16 protein-coding genes are annotated in these 17,275 nt (G+C 61.9%); 8 read left to right on the top strand and 8 right to left on the bottom strand.

The annotated features are described in order from the left end of the window. Positions 1-47: 47 nt before the first annotated feature. On the bottom strand, positions 48-1,478 hold the full coding sequence (locus tag GAU_RS15280) for a hypothetical protein (RefSeq protein ID WP_156799071.1): 1,431 nt from the start codon (positions 1,476-1,478) through the stop codon (positions 48-50). Positions 1,479-1,953: 475 nt separating this feature from the next. On the opposite strand from GAU_RS15280, the gene GAU_RS21980 reads away from it, so the two are divergent. Further along, positions 1,954-2,637 (top strand): ester cyclase, encoded by a 684-nt coding sequence (locus GAU_RS21980; RefSeq protein ID WP_015894798.1) that lies wholly within the window; start codon positions 1,954-1,956, stop codon positions 2,635-2,637. 117 nt (positions 2,638-2,754) lie between these two features. Next, entirely contained in the window at positions 2,755-3,318 is a 564-nt protein-coding gene (locus GAU_RS15270; RefSeq protein ID WP_041265588.1) for a hypothetical protein, read from the top strand. On the opposite strand, the gene GAU_RS21975 is transcribed toward GAU_RS15270, so the two are convergent. Beyond that, positions 3,293-5,911: a BTAD domain-containing putative transcriptional regulator gene (locus GAU_RS21975; RefSeq protein ID WP_169307705.1), complete on the bottom strand. Its 2,619-nt coding sequence runs from the start codon at positions 5,909-5,911 to the stop codon at positions 3,293-3,295. The genes GAU_RS15270 and GAU_RS21975 overlap by 26 nt on opposite strands. Between GAU_RS21975 and GAU_RS23010 the strand changes: the two genes are divergently transcribed. Further along, the gene (locus GAU_RS23010) at positions 5,866-6,654 is read left to right on the top strand and encodes a helix-turn-helix domain-containing protein (protein ID WP_083765686.1); all 789 of its coding nucleotides are present in this window, start codon (positions 5,866-5,868) and stop codon (positions 6,652-6,654) included. The genes GAU_RS21975 and GAU_RS23010 overlap by 46 nt on opposite strands. 180 nt (positions 6,655-6,834) lie before the next feature. Further along, positions 6,835-7,518 carry a PEP-CTERM sorting domain-containing protein gene (locus GAU_RS15260; protein WP_041265586.1) on the top strand — a complete coding sequence of 228 codons (684 nt, stop codon included), beginning with the start codon at positions 6,835-6,837 and terminating at the stop codon, positions 7,516-7,518. Positions 7,519-7,641: 123 nt separating this feature from the next. On the opposite strand, the gene GAU_RS15255 is transcribed toward GAU_RS15260, so the two are convergent. The 6 genes from GAU_RS15255 to GAU_RS15230 all read right to left on the bottom strand — a co-directional run bounded on the left by GAU_RS15255 (position 7,642) and on the right by GAU_RS15230 (position 13,751). Further along, complete coding sequence (locus GAU_RS15255) at positions 7,642-9,504, bottom strand: M14 family metallopeptidase (protein WP_015894793.1); 1,863 nt, start codon at positions 9,502-9,504, stop codon at positions 7,642-7,644. Then, positions 9,505-9,993, bottom strand: coding sequence for a hypothetical protein (locus GAU_RS15250; RefSeq protein ID WP_015894792.1), 489 nt, complete (start codon positions 9,991-9,993; stop codon positions 9,505-9,507). Continuing rightward, positions 9,993-10,442 (bottom strand): hypothetical protein, encoded by a 450-nt coding sequence (locus GAU_RS15245; protein ID WP_015894791.1) that lies wholly within the window; start codon positions 10,440-10,442, stop codon positions 9,993-9,995. Before GAU_RS15245 ends, GAU_RS15250 begins: the two co-directional genes overlap by 1 nt. Positions 10,443-10,478: 36 nt before the next feature. Beyond that, on the bottom strand, positions 10,479-11,168 hold the full coding sequence (locus tag GAU_RS15240; RefSeq protein ID WP_015894790.1) for a DUF2306 domain-containing protein: 690 nt from the start codon (positions 11,166-11,168) through the stop codon (positions 10,479-10,481). A gap of 54 nt (positions 11,169-11,222) precedes the next feature. Beyond that, positions 11,223-12,983: a serine hydrolase domain-containing protein gene (locus GAU_RS15235; RefSeq protein WP_156799070.1), complete on the bottom strand. Its 1,761-nt coding sequence runs from the start codon at positions 12,981-12,983 to the stop codon at positions 11,223-11,225. 105 nt (positions 12,984-13,088) lie between these two features. Next, positions 13,089-13,751 carry a TetR/AcrR family transcriptional regulator gene (locus GAU_RS15230; RefSeq protein WP_083765685.1) on the bottom strand — a complete coding sequence of 221 codons (663 nt, stop codon included), beginning with the start codon at positions 13,749-13,751 and terminating at the stop codon, positions 13,089-13,091. A gap of 187 nt (positions 13,752-13,938) precedes the next feature. Between GAU_RS15230 and GAU_RS15225 the strand changes: the two genes are divergently transcribed. From GAU_RS15225 to GAU_RS15210, 4 genes are all read left to right on the top strand, one after another. After that, complete coding sequence (locus GAU_RS15225; RefSeq protein ID WP_015894787.1) at positions 13,939-14,937, top strand: SDR family NAD(P)-dependent oxidoreductase; 999 nt, start codon at positions 13,939-13,941, stop codon at positions 14,935-14,937. Positions 14,938-15,028: 91 nt separating this feature from the next. Next, entirely contained in the window at positions 15,029-15,817 is a 789-nt protein-coding gene (locus tag GAU_RS15220; protein ID WP_015894786.1) for an FRG domain-containing protein, read from the top strand. Positions 15,818-15,944: 127 nt separating this feature from the next. Continuing rightward, complete coding sequence (locus GAU_RS15215; RefSeq protein ID WP_015894785.1) at positions 15,945-16,409, top strand: carboxymuconolactone decarboxylase family protein; 465 nt, start codon at positions 15,945-15,947, stop codon at positions 16,407-16,409. Continuing rightward, positions 16,399-17,274 carry a sigma-70 family RNA polymerase sigma factor gene (locus GAU_RS15210; RefSeq protein WP_015894784.1) on the top strand — a complete coding sequence of 292 codons (876 nt, stop codon included), beginning with the start codon at positions 16,399-16,401 and terminating at the stop codon, positions 17,272-17,274. The genes GAU_RS15215 and GAU_RS15210 overlap by 11 nt, the downstream gene beginning before the upstream one ends. Position 17,275: the final 1 nt, after the last annotated feature.

The raw sequence follows: 17,275 nt of genomic DNA, 5'->3' as shown, positions 1-17,275 counted from the left end.
TGTCCGAGATTCGGCACTCCTGCGCAGCCCGAGTTCACTGAACGAGATCACCGTATCTTCGCCGTGACGCCGATGGTCACGGCAAGGCCGTCTTTGGTGATAAGGGGGCTCGGTGTTGCGCTCGTCTGATAGGGGGATCCGACGGTCACTCCAGGGGTGAGAACTGCCCGACGGTAGTAGGTAGCTCCGAGGCTGAGCATACCGAGTGCCGGAATGCGGGGGACCGCCCGTGACATACCAAAGAATGCGTCGTGGTCGAGCGCGCCAGTTGCATCCGATTTCGAAAGACTGCCGCCGGCGCTCAGGAACCACTGTGGCCACATGCGGAGATGCAGTAGGACTATGGGAGCCGTACGGCCGTTTCCTCTTACCGACTCGGTGACAGTAGCTGTCTCCTCGTTGTGCTTTGTGATCGTGAAAGTGGGAGCGTTGTAGGCCATGCTATAGGACACGCCGGCCGAAACTTGTACTCGTGGTTCGACGTCAAGATGCAATACCGCTGTCGCGACGGTCTTTTCTTCAGAAGGCTGCTGCTGCGTGGACACAGTGGTTGTCCTGTTGGTCTGCGCAGCGCATTCACATGTCTTCTTCTCTTCGGACTCCGGGCCGTCGATCACGAGCCTTTCACTGGCGAGGAGCCCGAGAGCGACGGTGGGAAAAGGCGCTGATATCTGAGGGGTTTGTCGCTTCACGGAAATGGAAACCTCCGTTGAGGTCTGGTAGGGCCCGGCAGTCGCGCTGGCGACAAATGCACTTGGTGACGCGACAAGGTGCGACCATGTCGCCACCGCCTTACGGAGAATCTCGAGATTTCTTCCAGCAAAACTCATTGCCGTGTCAATCATCGCCATATCGCGAACCATCAAGGAGATTCGTTTTTCGGAGGCGATCAATGTCGATTGAGCGAAAATGCAATTGCCCTGTTCCGCTTTGCTCTTGAGCTGGTTCATCTGCATTTGATCTTCAATGAGACTCTGTCGCACCGTGGTAAGGAAACTGCGATCAGAGGGCGCACCGAGTATCTGTAGGGTGTCTATTGTGATCTTCATAGCAAAAACTGATGCATTGAGATTGTTCTCGTCGGCCAAGATATTCGAACTCAATGCCTCTGCATTGGCGCGCATGATGTCCAACGCTGCAAGCGAAACCCGCGCTCTCCCGGCGAGATCATGCACCTCCCTAAGGGTGCTCCACAATTCAGAGTCGAGTGCCGACACTTGATTGGCAACTTGCTCGTTGCAGATCGAGTTGTTGAAAAATTGCGTTCCCTTCGTTTCGCTCCCGGTCGGTTTCGGTTTCTGAGAACCTCCCTGATCGAGTGCAGAAGCTACTTGGGAAGTCGCCTTCGCTTCCTCCAAGGGAGACCAGCCCAGGAGTCCTGCAAGCACATCATACGGCTTGATGTCCGGTGAATTCAGTGGTGCGCCCGCAACGGTGATCTGATAGGTGGCGGGATGAAGCGGATTGAATCCTTTCACTAGGATATCGATGCGATGATCTCCAGAAGCACGTGATGGTCCTCGAATCGTTGCTCCCGATGCTGTGAGGTGGAAGAGGAGTGTGTCTGTCTTGGGCTTTCCGTTGCGTTGTGCGGCCAACGGACTACTGAAAATGAGCGAGCATGTGCCAACGGCCGCCAAAGTGATTTGTATGCCGCTGAGAGTCCTGTGAGGCCGAGCCATGGCTTCCTCCGAGATTCGATGAGACCGTCGTGGTTTTCCCGAAGACTCCGCTCACCGAGATCCATTGGAGGGAGATCGGAGAAGGAGACGGCTACAGCCTCAATCGTGTCGTTGGGCTTGTCGAGTGGCATCGTGCCCTAGAGAGGCAATGCTCTCCACCATTCCAGTCGGCGCGTCTTGGTAGAATGACCAATGTCTGGCGCGATGCTCGTCACCCAGTATTCCTCCCAGCAACAGGATGGCGATAATAGTCACTTGCGGAGGCAGGACGATGGCGCCGATCAGACTGCTGATGGAACACTGGTCGCACGACCTGTGGACAAGGCGTTTGGAGTCAACTATTGACGTACTCTTGGCGCCCGAATGTCTGATCGATGTGGAGGGAGCCGAAGGAAGTCTTGGTCGTGAGGCATTTCGGACGTACTGGCGCTCTTTCACCTGCACGTTTCCGGATCTTCAGTATGAGGTGCTGACTTCCGTCGCCGAGGGAAACGTTGGAGCGATTCACTGGCAGGCAAGAGGCACGCACTACGGTGTAGGATGCGGCGTCTTCGCGTCAGTACAGAAGGCCGAATTCACAGGCGTCACCGTCTTGCATGCCGAAAAGGGTGTGGTCGTGCGGGGATTCGATCGATGGAATCGAGGCGATGTATTCCATCGAATCGTTCGAGATCGAACTCTTGCTGCGGCACAAGAAGCACACCTCACACCTCGTCAGCAGGACGTGGCGTTCATGATGGCCGAACGACTTACCTACCTCGAGATCGCACAACGTATCGGTGTCAAACCGAATACCGCGCGTCGGCATTGTGAAGCGGTGATGAACAAGCTAGGCGTTCATGAGAAACAGGACGTAGCGCGGGCGTTGGGCGGTAGTTCCGTGACTCCGTGGATTGCATCATGTGCAGAACCGGTTGGCAAACATCCGCGTGGAATTCCCTCAGGGATCGGCTGAAAATTCAGAATGCGGCCATGAACTTTTGCCGGATTGGCAGGGTATGCGCAAATCGTAGGACCAATGCCCACGTTGTAGAACCATCCCGGAAGCCCCCAACCACGAGGCGTGACTGCGATGAGCGTTCCCGACACACTTTCCTTGAATGACCTCAAGCTGCTTGCTGAAGCTGCTCACGGCCTGCAGGGCGGGCCACTTCTGGTCTTGCGCAGAAAGCAGCACCAGAACGGGGAGCCGGACTTCATGGTCGTGAAGAAAGGCACTAGTGTCGAGGCAGGGATTTGGGAGGTGCTGGTGGAAGTCAACGCGGCGTACACGGGCAATCCCGCCTATGCCCCGCGTACGGATCCACTCAAGTTGATCGCACCGCCAGGTAAGAAGCTGGTCGACAAGGACGGACAGGATATCGGTGATGTGGATGCGTGGTTCCTGTCGCCGGCGGCAATCGAGAAGTTCGTGTTGCCCTACTACACCATCACGCGAGGGGCCGAATTTGCCAAAAATCTTCGGGACGGCTACTACGCGAACGAAAAATATGTCGCCCTCGTGCACGAGCCGGATTCGTTGCCGTCTGAAGTCATGGAAGCAGATCTCCTCAAGGTTGTGAAGCGGCAAGAGGATGGGACGCTCGAGCTTCTTTCGATGAAGGACTTTTTCATGGCGATGAACCCGGGATCTTGAGTGCTCTGAAACGGGCGTGGCGTATCACGGCCTGGGCGTAGTCTGGTCGCGCCGCGACATAGCTGGCGAGTTCTGCACGCGCTGTGGCGGTCTCACCGAGCATGGTGTACACGAAGGCCGCATCGTATTTGATATCCACCTGCATATCACTGTGAGTTGCAACCCGCTGTTGCGCGTGTTGCAATTCACGGCGTGCGCGCTCCGTGTCGCCTGCCGCGGCGGAAACCGCCGCGGCGGTCAGCCGACGATAGACCGGGCTGTAGTTCCTACCTCCCTGGATCGCTCCCGCATCCAATCGTTCAAGTGTGTCGACCAGTGCCCATGCTGCTGCGGGATTGGGTCGGTCTCCGAGGCCCGCCGCATCCAGTGCATGCACCAGTAGCTCACAGTCGAGAAACAGCCAGGTGCTCGGTACTTCTGCCCTGCCGCGTCGACACCAGCGCAGTGTTGTGTTGCGCTCCCCGCGAGCGGCCGCAGAACGTGCGGCCCAGTTGATCGATTCCTCAAGCGCCTCCCCAAAGGGATCCGCACGAATGGCCATCTCTGCAGCGCGCTGTGCTCCTTGGAAATCGGCGCGCATCCAGTGTGGTCTGGCAAGGGCGGCCCACGCCGGAGCCAGGAGGCTGTCCAGCCGCACTGCAATCTGTAGGTCGCTTTCCCCCGCCGAGGCGATCGCATGTTCGCTTCGCCCTGTGGCCATCGCCGCGACGGTCATGAGCCGCAGAGTCCCTCGCAGGAAGTACGCGCGGGCCTGCTGAGCATTGCGCAGCCTGATCTCGAGATGTTCGGCTCCTGTCGCAGACGATGGCACCTCGGCGGCTGTTGTGCCGAGCAATGTGATGGCTCGTTCTACATGTCCGAGTCCGATGGCGATTTCCGCGAGCCGGGCAGGACCAACCTCGAGGCGAGCACGTTCCCAGGCCAATCGAGCACGCAATAGAGTGGGCTCGAACCATCGTGCGTCGATCTGCTCTGTCGCGGCAAGCAGCGAATCTGTCTCCGCAGCGCTTGTCTGCATGCGCTTTCGGGCGAGTGAGTCGCGTTGCGTGGAAAGACGGTAGTTGACGAGATCACGGATGCGATGCTGTGCACGCCATACGAGTGCCACGCCCTCCGGTGTTGCGGTTCCAAGCTTCGTCCAAGTGGCAAACAACTCGCGGTTATTGGTCAGACCCAAACGCTGACGCACCGCTACAGCCACCCTCGTGACCAGTTCCTGTCGCAATGTCGACAGGTCCTCACGGGGGGCAGTCACCAATACCGATGTGATTTGCTCACCTGTCTGGCTGTCTATCAGTCTGGCAGTGACACTGATTTCGTTCCGAGATGTTTCCAGCACCGCCCGGAGTACCAGCGGACCGCCAAATCGCCTGGCGATGGAATCGATGAGATATGTTTCAGTCCTGCGTCGTGTGAATACTTCGGGTGCTATTAGCCGGAGCCCAGTGAATCCGCCCAGCGTACCCGAAAGAGCCTCGGCAAGCCCGGTGGCTACGAAAGCCCCGTCGTAGTCGCCACTTGGAGTTTCAAAGGGTAGGATTGCCAGATGCGAGAAGGTGGTTGCCGAATGCACTGGTGGACGTCGAATGGCCGCGACGCCAGCGCTGAGGATGATGGCCAAGAGCACGGCCAGTCCGAAGGCGAGCGGGAATCGCTGCAGTATTCGCCGTCTTTCACCGTCGGCGTTGGAATTGGATGTGGCGTGCGGGAGATTGGAGGGGGTGAGGGAGAGAGGAACCGGGGCCTCTGGCGACCTCCCGCCGCTTTCCGTCGTTACGGCCTCGCGTGTTGTCGGCGGGCTTTGGGGAGAGGAGGATGAAAGCCCGGCAGCGGATAGCAATTCCCGACGCAGGGATGTGAGCGCATCGGGGATCGGTTCGCCGAACTCCAGACGCCATGTATTTGCCAGCGCGTCGATGGTCTGCATAGCGCGCAATGGTTCGCCCGCTCTGGCCTGAGCGCGCGCGAGGGCGATGGCCGCCTGAACTCCAAAGGGGTCGGCACTCAGCAGTCGCTGATGCCACTCGATGGCCCTGGGCCAATCCTCGACCGCCTCGGCGATGGTGGCCAGCCGTTGCAGGCAATCGCGATGCTGCCGCGCGGCGACCTCCCGTTCAAGCGTCACCCACTGTTCGAACTCCGGCATGTCGGCGGGTGACCAGGTTCCCAGGAACGGCCCAGAGTAGATGGCGACGGCCCGTTCCAACTCGCCTGTTGATGCCGCTGCACGAAACCACTCGAGATCACTGGTGACATCTCGACCGAGCGCGAGATACTCTCCGTGCGATTCAAGTGTTGTCGTTCCAAGTTCTTTCCGAATAATGTAGACCGATTCATTGAGCAGGCGGCGCGCAGTGTGCCCGTCCGCGTCTGGCCAGAGCAGGGTCTGGATGGCCTGCCGCGAACAGCGCCGATTGACGTGACCCGCCAGCAAAACCAGTACGGCCAGTCTTCGGTTTTGTGCCGCCCGTCCGGTCCACAACTCGGGACCACGAGATATGCGGGCGTCACCCAGCAGGATCAGGTGGCAAGGCGTGTGTTGAGTAGATGTCGCTGGAGAATTCGGGAGGTCGGGGCTCGCTTCATTCGACATTTGTGGAATTTGAACGTCTTGCGATTGGACCGCGAGCGAAGCACGACCGGCAGTTGATCGGGTACCCCTACCGTGCGGACGACCTACGGTCCCATCTGGTACCGTACGATGCTCAACTCCGCGCTCGGCAGGTGTCTGTGTCGTCATTGACCGTATCAACTAGGCGGCTGCTCCAACAACTCGAGCTCCCCGTGGTCCGCCTTGCGCCGGATGGGACGCTGCTGGAGCTGACTCCCCAGGCTGCGGTCCTGCTCGCCGATCTCCACGATCCAATCCTGTATGGGATCGGACAGGATGTACAACGCGCCTCCGCAAAATGGGGAGCCTGTTCGAACGTGTTTCCGAGGTGGCGTTCTTTGCTGCCAGGTACCGAACCGCGTCTTCTCGCTCATGGAACCCTCCTGAGGGATTCGCGCCGGAAGGTGGAAGCGGTGGTCGTATTGATGCCCGCGCCTCCGTCTCCGCGTCAGTCGAGGAGCTACGAAGCAGAACCATCGGGGCTGCCACCGGATCTTCATCAGGGCCTGCGGGCCTGCGGCCTTACCGCTAGGGAGGCAGAGATAGCCCGTTTCATCGGATCGGGATTTACCTCCCCACGCATTGCCGTACAGTTGGAGATCACTGTGCACACCGTGCGCCGGCATACCGAGGCAATCTTTCGCAAGCTCGGCTGTGGGGCTCGCAGCGACGTTGCGCGCTTAGTTGGGGAACTGAATGGGGCGACGACAAATGCGTGGTGGTGATCGGAGGGCGTGGGAGACAGAAGGGGGCATACCCTATCCTGTGGACTTTTCAGTCGCCCGATGTTGAGAGATGAGGCGTATGGCTAAGCCCTGAGTCGTAGTGCATTCCGTCAGTGGCCTTCGCTCCCCTCAGTACCCAATAGTGGGGCGGCCCCTAAACCAATCTTCACTCCACCTGCCATGCGCGTCTCTGCCATCCACGCTATTGCCGCCGGCTGCACCCTGCTGCTCGCGGCCCCCGTCGCCTCGTCGCAGACCGTCGTCCTCGACTTCGAGGAGGTGGCCTGCCCGCCGCCGGGAACGGGATCCGGTGGCTACACCATATCGGGCAACTACACGTTCGGTGGCTACTCGATCGCAACAACCGCCGTGGCTTCCACCGCTACGGTAGGACAAGCGGTGTGGTGCAGCGGACCAAACTTTGCCGGGTCACAGGCATGGTTCGTGAACCACGTCTTCAGCTCAACCAGCCGCTTGTCTCGCCCTGACGGGGGATGGTTTGGCATTGAGAGTATCAGTCTTGGAACCGTTGTCCCGTCGCCGGCTGCCGCAGGCCCCATCACCTTCACCGGGACATTGATGCAGGGAGGAACAGTCACCCAAACATTCAATGTCCCGCACACACCAACGGCGACTCTCTCGCCATTCCAGTTCGATGGAGGATTCGTGAATCTCTCGGCACTCGAATGGACTACAGGGAGTACCGGCACACAGGGGCCAAACCCCGATCTGGCCAACGTACAAATCGACAACCTCGTGCTGACCCGCACGGTGCCGGAGCCAGGGACGACCGTCCTGGTGATGATCGGCTTTGTATGTCTGCTGGGTGGGCGAAGGCTGCGGGCCACCGCTGCTGGGCATTGACGGGTGGGGGATGTTCCGGCCTGCTGCGGTTCACAACTCGTTGGGCCTCAACGTCAGCGGCCCCTCACCTTCATCCAAGGCGAGGGGCCGAAGTCGAGCAAGCTTTCGCTACGTCTCAGATCGCTACGGCGTGATAGTCACCTCACGCTCCGCCACACCACCACGCGTGCTGCTCAGCTTCGCCGTAGCCTTGGGGCTTTCCCCGGCCGGCACACGCACGCGCATGGTGATCACCTTGCTCTCGTAGCCACCGATCCAGAACTCCTGCACACGCGGGCCCACCGTGGTCACACCCGCGCCGGCGAGTGTCAACTGGTCCGGCTTCACCGCATGCACGCGCTTGGCCTGCTCGAACGCTGTGGGAATGCGGCCGGTGTTGCGCACCGTCACCTTCACTTCGTGCGTCGCCGAGTCCTTCACGGTTCCGCGCAAGCGCGTGGCCTGGATCGCCGTGATCTCCACCTTCGGCATGTCCATCGCCATCGTCAGGTTGAACTTCGCCTGATTGCTGGCCCAACGCTCCAGATCTTCGGCCGGCGGATTCTGCGACCAGAACTTGGGATCGGCGCCGCCCACTTCGACTTCGCCGAGGTCGGGGTGCATCACCTTCGTCCACGCCTGATACCCACGACCGCCGAAGCGCTCGTCGTTGTAGCGCAGTACTTCATACTGATCGATGCGGCCGTCGTTGTTGTAATCCTTCTCGCGCCCACCATTCCAGAGTTCATCGCCATACCACACCTGGCCCATCTGGAAATAGCCGAAATCGGGGCCGTGCCCAAACAGCGGCTCCGGACGTTCCTGTCCCTTGGGCTGACCGCGCGTGCCGTACGTCCAATACACGTCGCCGGCGAGGCCGTAGTTGGTGAACGAATTGCCCACCGAGTCGTAGTGCTGCAGCAGCTTGAGATCGGAGGCGAACATGCACTCGGCCGCGATGCAGGTGCTCGGGCCACGCAGGTGCATCGGCACGGACGTGTCCATCGAGTTGGTCACGCTGATATTCGGGTGACCCACCTGCCAGAGAAACACGGCGCGGGTTTCGGGTTCCGACAGAGGATACTCACCGGCGCCAAACTGGACGTGTCCGCGGCCGGTTGATTCGGCCATCGGCCGCCAGTTGTACGGATAGTTGCGGTGCAGATCCAGACCACCGACACCGTCTTCGTTGTACTGGCCGTCCTTGTCGTTGTCGATGCCTTCGGAGTACACGAGATAGTCACCCTTGCCGGCACCCACCGAACGCATGAGGCGACCCTTGGCGTCGAGCGTATCGATGACATGCGTGCCCTTGCCGGCGCCCACATGCTTGCGCATCTGCCGGATGAATCCGTCGCCATCGAGATCTTCGCCCGGATCTTCGTCGAGCAGTCCATCGCCATCATTGTCCACCGGCCGCACCGATGAGCGATTGGCCTGCGCGGTCAGCTTGTACATATCCGCGCCGTCAGGATTGTTGTTGGGGCGCAGATACAACGTCTTCTCGTCGACCAGCTTGGTGATCGCCGGATCCTTGCCGTAGTTCTCGAGCACATGCCAGGTGAGCCACAGAACACTCTCGCTGGCCGTGATCTCGCCCGAATGTCGTCCGCCCTCGAAGAACGCCGCAGCCTTGGACGTGTGCACGCCGGTCTTCTTGTTGGTGACGATCAGTTGCCAGATCGGCTGGCCGCCAAATGACGTGCCCACCTGCACCTTCTCCACCAGATCGGGCTTTTCCTTCGCCCACCGCTCCATCCAGTAATTCAGCTCTGCCGTGGTGTGATAGTGATCGAAATCCATCACGCCCCACTGCTTCGGCTTCATCTGTGGGTAGTTCACCAGGGTGAAGGTGGACAGACCATCCCGCTGACCGGGGATCGTGAGCACCTTCCGCACGGTGTCACGACGGGCAGGGGCGGTTCCGGGCTGTGCCAAGGCGGGTACAGCCCAGACGGCCGCCAGCAGGGCCATCGACGATATGAGGGGACGGGGGGGCATGAGCATCTACCGTGAAGGGGGGCGGACGATCGTGGACAGCAGCGCCAATGTGCGACGCGACCACGTCGAGGCGTCCGGAACAGGGTCGGCCGCAAATTCCTCTCCGTGCCGCCAGAGCGCCAGCCTCAGGTCGGATGGCCATGGCAATGCCTGCCGGGCGTGATCGAGAATGGCCATGGTCGCCTCGAGCGAACGGACGCCGCCGTCCAGCTCCATCCGCAGCCGATCGAGCAACATGTGCCGCACAACATCGGACTCCGACTGCCCAAATGTGCTGAACGCCAGGTCGCCGAGCAGTTCCCGGATACGCACATCCTCATCGGGCGACGTGATGGAGAGCTCGAGCACGTGGGGTGGTGCGTCAGGCTCCCCCGCCACCACCTGATCAGCCCACGCGATGATCTCGGGCGCCGGAATCAGCCGCAAGGCGAGGCCGGCGCGATAGTACGAAGCGGTTTCCCGCAGGGATGACGCGTGTTGGGTATCCGGATCCATCAGGGGAGCGACAAGGCCACCGATACCGAGTCGAGCTTGGCGGCCGATCCGTACCCCCGCACCCGGACGTTGGGAATTTCCCGTTGTGTGAGCAGCGTTGCCGGAACGCCAATGGCATCGGAGACCACCCGAAAAGCTCGCACCCGCAGGCACGCATTGGCGGACTCACTGCCAGACTCCAACAGCATCCGGAATTGTCCGGCGGCATTGGTGGCCGCGTTGTTGCCGCCGGCGATTCGGGTGACGGAGTCTGCGGCCGTGCACACACCGGCGTATGCCACGGCGTTCACGACCAGACCACTCATCGGGGTTCCCTGGGCATTCTGCACCACGCCTTCGACGAATAGCGCGGGCGGCGGTGGCGCCGGTGAGCAGCCACAGGCTTCCGTGGGGGTCAGACAGGCACTCACGAGCAGCGCGATGGTGCAGAGCAGGACGGTTTTGATCATGGACGTTCCGTGCGATCGAAGGCCTGTGGTTCCCGTTCAGGCATTCGGATGAGTGGACATGACGCGCGACGCCGGCGCCGATCCCGATGTGCGCCGTGCCGCGCGGATGGCGGGCCACCAGCTATACCCGGCCTCCACGGTCAGTAGTGACAATACGAAGCTGAGCCATTCGCGCGTCACCCCGCGCACTTCTTGGTCCGGCAAAAAGGCGAACAGCGGTTCCTGCACATCGCCCAGCACCCGCACGAAAACAAAGGCCAGCGCAATCGCATAGCTGCGGGCCACAAAACGCTCATGCGCCGCGAACGCACCGCGCCGGGCACACCACCAGGCCGCCAGCGAGAAACACAGCCACAGCGTGGCGAAGAGCATCAGCGGCACCCGGCGCCCAGCCCCCTCGAACGTAGGTCCCAGCACCATGGCCGCCAGCGCCGCGACGATCGCCGAGGCGAGATACCATGTGCCGGCGCGACGATGCCAGATGGGCCAGCGTCGGCGCACACGTCTGCTGAACTGCGCGGGGGGCAGCAACAGCAGCGGCACCGCGCCCACGACATGCACCAGCAACAACACATTGCGCCACGGGGGTTCGTTCGTGCGATCCCGGGTGACCACATACACGAGATCGTAGCTCAGATACCAGACACCACCCGCGAACAGCACAATCAGCAGCAACCATTTGAATGGTTGCCGGGGCAGGGGAGCGGGTCCGATGCTCGAAGACATCGGCCAAACCTACGATCAACGGGCCGGGTTGGCAGCCTTGGCCGAACGGCGTGCCTAGCGGCTCACCACGTCGAAGTCGGCCACCCGCCCGTCAGCGTCCACATGGACGATCACGAGTCGTTCACCCCCGGCGGTCTGCAATCGATAGTGCGCCACGCGCACGATGGCATGACCATGCCGCTCGATGCCTCGGCCGCGCACGTCTTCGGATATCACGAACTGCCTCGCGCTCACATTCGCAAAGTCCATCGTGGGGCGCGTGAACACCGCACGTGCACCCTCCGTGAGCAACGGGGAACCGGTCACCGCCGCACCACCAGTTGCCAGATGCACACGCGCTGAATCGAAGCGGACCGTGAAGTGCGGATCCGGGTCGCGTCCCGCCGAAACTGTGAACAACGGACCGATGCGCGGGATCTGACGTGTCGTGCCATTCGGTGATGTCCAGGCCACACCGGTGATCGCGCCGCGGGTGTCACGCACGGGGCGAAACGACACCGCCCGATCGGTGGACACCAGGCGTCCGTCCGCCGTGGGGATCCAGTCTTCGTCGCGCAATCCGTTCACATCGGTGAACAACACACCATCCTGCACGAACAGCGTCAGCATGTTGTTGTTCTGGAATTCGTACCGACCACTGACTTCGTCGGGCAGTCGCGACGTGCGCGGTGCACGTGCCACCATTTCGGGTTTTGGCGCCTCCCAGTCCGGCCATTGACGCGCTTTCGCGATGGCGTCGATGATGCGATTCACGGCACGGGAGTTGTCGTTGCCGTTGATCATCACCACCGCACCATCACCACTCTGGGCATACGCCACCAGCGACGCATCGAATCCTTCGTCGCGCCCGTTGTGATGGAAACGCAGCGTCGCGCCACTACTCGCCACGGCAGGTCCCAATCCGTATCCGGATTTTTGCTCGGTCAGCATCTGCCGCGTCATGTCGGCCGACAGCACCGAAGACTTGCCGGCGAACATCTGTTGCACGCCAATGGCATACCGCGCGAGATCGGTGGGTGTGGTCCACAGTCCGGCCGCCGCCATTTCGGGATACACATGCCAGCGTCCTGGTACCGGCTGCCGATTGAGCAAATGACCACTGGCCGTTTGGGCGGCGCGCGCGGCCGGCAAGGGTTGTTCAAAACTGCTGTGCTCCATGCCCAGCGGCTGCAACACGCGATCACGCAGGTGCGTGGGAAATGGCACTCCAGACACGTCCACCACCAACTGTTGCATCACCGTGTAACCACCACCGGAGTATCGCCAGATACTGCCCGGCAGCACGTTCACCCGCACCGCTCCCGTATTGCCGCGGCCATCGAGAACATCGGGCACACTGGGCACGGCCGCTCCCACGGCGTATCCGGGAAACCCGTGCACCGTGAGGCCGGCGGTGTGACTGAGCAACCGGCGCAGCGTGACAGGCTCCTGCTGTGTGAACGGATTGTCGGGCACACGCCAGGCGCGGAGTTTGTCATTCACATTGTCGTCGAGCGACAGCGCACCTTGGTCGACGAGTTGCAGCGCGGCGAGCGCCGATACCGGTTTGCTGATGGAGCCCGCCTGAAACAGCGTGCTCGGTGTGACACGGTCCGTGCCGCCGCGCGTGATGGTGCCGTACGCGCGCGTCTCCACCACACGTCCATCGTCGATGATCGCCAGCGACAGCCCCACGATTTCGCGGCGCGCCATCTGTGTGGCCACCACACTGTCGATTGCGTCGGGCGCACGTTGTGTGGTGGGCTGTTGTGCTGCCCGCTGCTCCGTGGGCGCGGGCTGCATCGCCAGAAGGGTCGCGGAAAGCAGCGAAAACATGCTGATAGACAACACCACCTCGCGGTAGATGGCTTGCAAGGACGACCCCTGTGCTCCACTTCAGACATTGTCGCACACCGGGAGGGTTGTCACACCTCGTCGGGCTCAGCTTCGCTCTGGGCGCATCCCGGCCATGAGAATATCCACCAGCCGCCGTGCACTCTCTTCCCAGTGGCTGCCCGGGACGTTGTTCGCTACACCGGCAATGGCGCGCAGCAGGTCGAGTGGGTCCATGGCCACGCGGATGGCCCCCGACTGTTCGGCATGTTGCATGAGTGTCGTGATGGCCGTGGTCACAGCCCCGCCCGACGACGCATAGAGCGCGCCCGGGCCACCGACCAGCGACGCCAGCGCATCGGCCATCAGCTTCTTGGTGGCCATGTGGTCCACGAACAACAGCAGCCATTCCCGCAGCGCATCCGCCGGCGCCCGTTCGGCCATGAGTGTCGCGGCCGCCGTCGTCAACTGCTGCGACGCGCTCCGGTACACCTCCTCGATCAGTGCGTCGCGGGTGGGGAAGTGCCGATACAGCGTGCCGATGCCGACCCCCGCCGAACGGGCGATCTCCTCGAGGCTGGTGGCGGCTCCCTTGTCGGCAAACGCCTCTCGGGCCACGTCGACGAGCTTCTGCCGGTTGCGTGCCGCGTCCGCCCGGAGCGTCTTGGCCGGTTCCGGCTGATCCGCTCCGGACTGGGTTTCGGCCTTCGCGGGATCCGCCGCGCCGCCAATCCCCACGTCGCGGCCTACGTCGCCTACGTCGTTGTCCATGCTGCTCTCCCCGTCAGGACGCACGACGCGCCACGACCCCTTGTTAAACGGAGCATGCCTCCGTATATAAAACGGAGTGTTCCTCCGGTTAATAAGCGGAGGCTCACTCCATCTTAGCATGAGCCGTCCGATCGGCAAGAGCCGGCGGCCTGTGCCCCGACTGTGCTCTTGCCCTGCAGGGAGCCTCATGTCCGTCGCATTGACTGCTACTTCAGGCGCCTCGGTGTTCGGCGCCACCTCCACCACCGACGACGTCCTCGACGGCGTGGATCTTCGGGGATTGCGGGTCCTGGTCACCGGGGTGTCGGCCGGTCTGGGTGTCGAAACCGCCCGGGCGCTGGCTGCTCGCGGCGCCGAGGTGGTGGGTGCTGCCCGGGATCTCGAGAAGGCACGCGCAGCCACCGAGGTTGTGCGCACCGCGGCCGCCAACGGTGGCGGTCTCACACTCATCGAACTGGACCTGGCTTCGCTGGCCAGCATCCGCGCGGCGACCGATGCGTTGCACGTGCAGGGTGATCGATTCGATGTGGTCATCGCCAACGCGGGTGTCATGGCCTCACCATTCGGTCACACCATCGATGGATTCGAAACACAGTTCGGCACCAACCACCTGGGCCACTTTCTGTTCGTGAATCGCATCGCGTCGCTGATCAAGGACGGTGGGCGGTTCATCAGCGTGGCGTCTTCGGGCCATCGGTACTCCAACGTGGATCTCGACGATCCCCACTTCGAGCGCACCGCGTATGAGCCGTTCCTGGCATACGGACGCTCCAAGACCGCCAACATCCTGTTTGCCGTGGAGTTCGATCGCCGTCATCGCGCGCGTGGTGTGCGTGCGGCTGCACTGCATCCGGGCGGCATCAAGACCGAGCTGGGTCGGCACGTGGGCCAGGAGGCACTCGATGGCATTTTCACGCAGATCAACACCGAGCTGGCCGAGCAGGGCAAGGCCTCGTTCGAGTGGAAGACCATTCCCCAGGGCGCAGCCACGTCGGTGTGGGCGGGTTTCGTGGCCAACGCCGACGAGATCGGTGGGCGATATCTCGAGAACTGTCACGTGACCACCAACATCACCGATGGCTACATCTCGGCCATCAGCGAAGGCGTGCGCCCGTATGCTCTCGATGCCGAGAATGCCAAGGCACTCTGGGCGAAGAGTGAAGAGTTGGTGGGCCAGACGTTCTGATAGACGATTGCGGCATGCGCCTACGCATGGTGGGGCGGGAAGGGCTATATCTGTGTGACCCCACCCCTCCCACCGTGCGGAGCATGCAATCATGGCACGCATCAGCAGTCTGACGGAATTCATCGCTGAAATCATGCGCATTCGGGGCGAGTGGTTCCCCGACGATCCGCATCCGGAGATTTGGTATCGCGGTGTGATCAGTCGCGCCTACGCGCTTTCTCCGGGAGCGTATTGGCGCAAGAACTGCGAGGAACGCAGCCTGGTGCTCAGCTTCCGCAGCATGGCACCGGCATTGCTCTCTCAGCAGCCGCAGAGCGACTGGGATTGGTACTTCCTCATGCAGCACTATGGGTTGCCCACCCGGCTGCTGGATTGGTCGGAGAGTCCGTTGTCGGCCCTTTACTTCGCACTGGAATACAAGCCGGCCAAGGATCAGGTGCCTTGTGTGTGGGTGCTCGATCCTTTGGCGCTCAATCGCTTGTCTGGCGCCGACGCGGTGATTGTGCCGCGCGCGAATCATTGGGTGAGTGCCTGGTTGCCGGAGACCTGCGGGCGTGGCTGCAAGATCACGACCCTGAACGGCAGCGACGTCGCCGACAACAGCAGGCCGTTGGCGATCTTTCCGAGCCGCCACAATCCGCGATTGGTCGCCCAGCGTGGCACGTTCACCGTACACGGCATGGACGAGACCGCGATCGATCAGTTGCCCATTGTGGCCGCCGATGGCACCTCCGCCCGAAGAATGGCCATCGAAATCGATCCGGCGGCGCGTGATGCCATCTGGCAGGAGCTGTGGGCGCTGGGCATCAACAAGGTGTCCATATACCCGGAGCCACAAAGTCTGGCTGAAGACCTCAAGCGGGCCTACCGCGCCGAATAGCGCAAAATCGCCCGCGTTTTGTTGGGCAAACCGGCCATGTCACATTCGCGGCGGCCATCTCGTCGAGCAGATGTACCACCCGATATGCCACGTGCATACGAATCCATACATCTGCCAGGACATAGCCATGACTGCCCGTATCGCCAATCCCGCTGCGCTCGTTCCCGATCTACTCAAGGCCATGTTGGGCCTCGAAAGCGCCATCCGCACCAGTGGTCTCGATCATGGATTGCTCGAGCTCGTGAAGATGCGGGTATCGCAGATCAATCGTTGCGCTTTCTGTCTGCATCTGCACGCGACGGAACTGCAGAAGGCGGGTGAAAACGCCATGCGCATTCACCTGTTGCCGGCCTGGCGCGAGTCGGCAGCGTTCACCCCGCGTGAGAAGGCCGCCCTGGGGTGGGCCGAAGCCCTGACACTGCTGGCCGATACGCAGGCCCCCGACGCCGACTATGATGCACTGCGTGAACAGTTCACGGACACGGAACAGGTGCAGCTCACCATGGCCATCGGCGCCATCAATGTGTGGAACCGCCTGCAGGTGGGTTTTCGCGCTGGTCATCCACCGGTGAGTCTGCCGCATGCGGCGTGACGATGCCACCACGGAGTTCGAGACGCATCGGCCGCGGCTGGTGCGTCTCGCGTACCGCATGCTGGGCAGTCGCGCGAGCGCCGAAGACATGGTGCAGGAAGCGTGGCTGCGTTGGCGGCAGGTCGACCTGGACGCCGTGCAGGACGCGGGCGGTTATCTCTCGCGCATTGTCACGCGCCTGTGTCTCGATGAAATGAAATCGGCGCGGGTGCGACGGGAGTCGTATGTGGGGCAATGGCTCCCCGAGCCCCTGGTCGATGACCTCGAGGAGCCAGTCGACAGCGACGATCTCACGCTCACCCTGATGTTGGCACTGGAGCGGTTGTCGCCACTCGAGCGCGCGGCGTTTCTGTTGCACGATGTGTTCGGGCAACCGCTGCACGAGATCGCCACAGCGCTCGACCGCGATGCGGCGGCTGTGCGTCAACTGGCGTCACGCGCCCGCAAGCATGTGCAGGCGGCCAAACCGCGCTTCCCGGTGGCGCAGGATGAGGGGCGACGAATCGCCGAGGCGTTTTTTACCGCCACCCGCGCCGGTGATATGACGGCACTCACCGCGCTGTTGGCCGAAGATGTGGTGATCCGCTCCGATGGTGGTGGCAAGGTGATTGCGTTCCGAAACCCGATCGTGGGTATCGATCGGGTGCTGCGTCTCTACGCCGGACTGCGTCGGAAATTCACCGACGACGATCTGGAGATCTTGCGTCCGGTAACGGTGGATGGTCTGCCTGGTTATGTCACGCGTGAGCGGGGACTGATCTTGCAGACCACCGCGTTTGCCATCGAAGATGGGCGCATTGTGGGCATTTTCATCACACGCAACCCGGACAAGCTGGGACACGTGCGGGACATGATCGCCCACTGAC

Source organism: Gemmatimonas aurantiaca T-27, from assembly GCF_000010305.1.
Classification (GTDB): Bacteria; Gemmatimonadota; Gemmatimonadetes; order Gemmatimonadales; family Gemmatimonadaceae; genus Gemmatimonas; species Gemmatimonas aurantiaca.
This window is presented reverse-complemented; position numbering and strand designations above follow the sequence as displayed.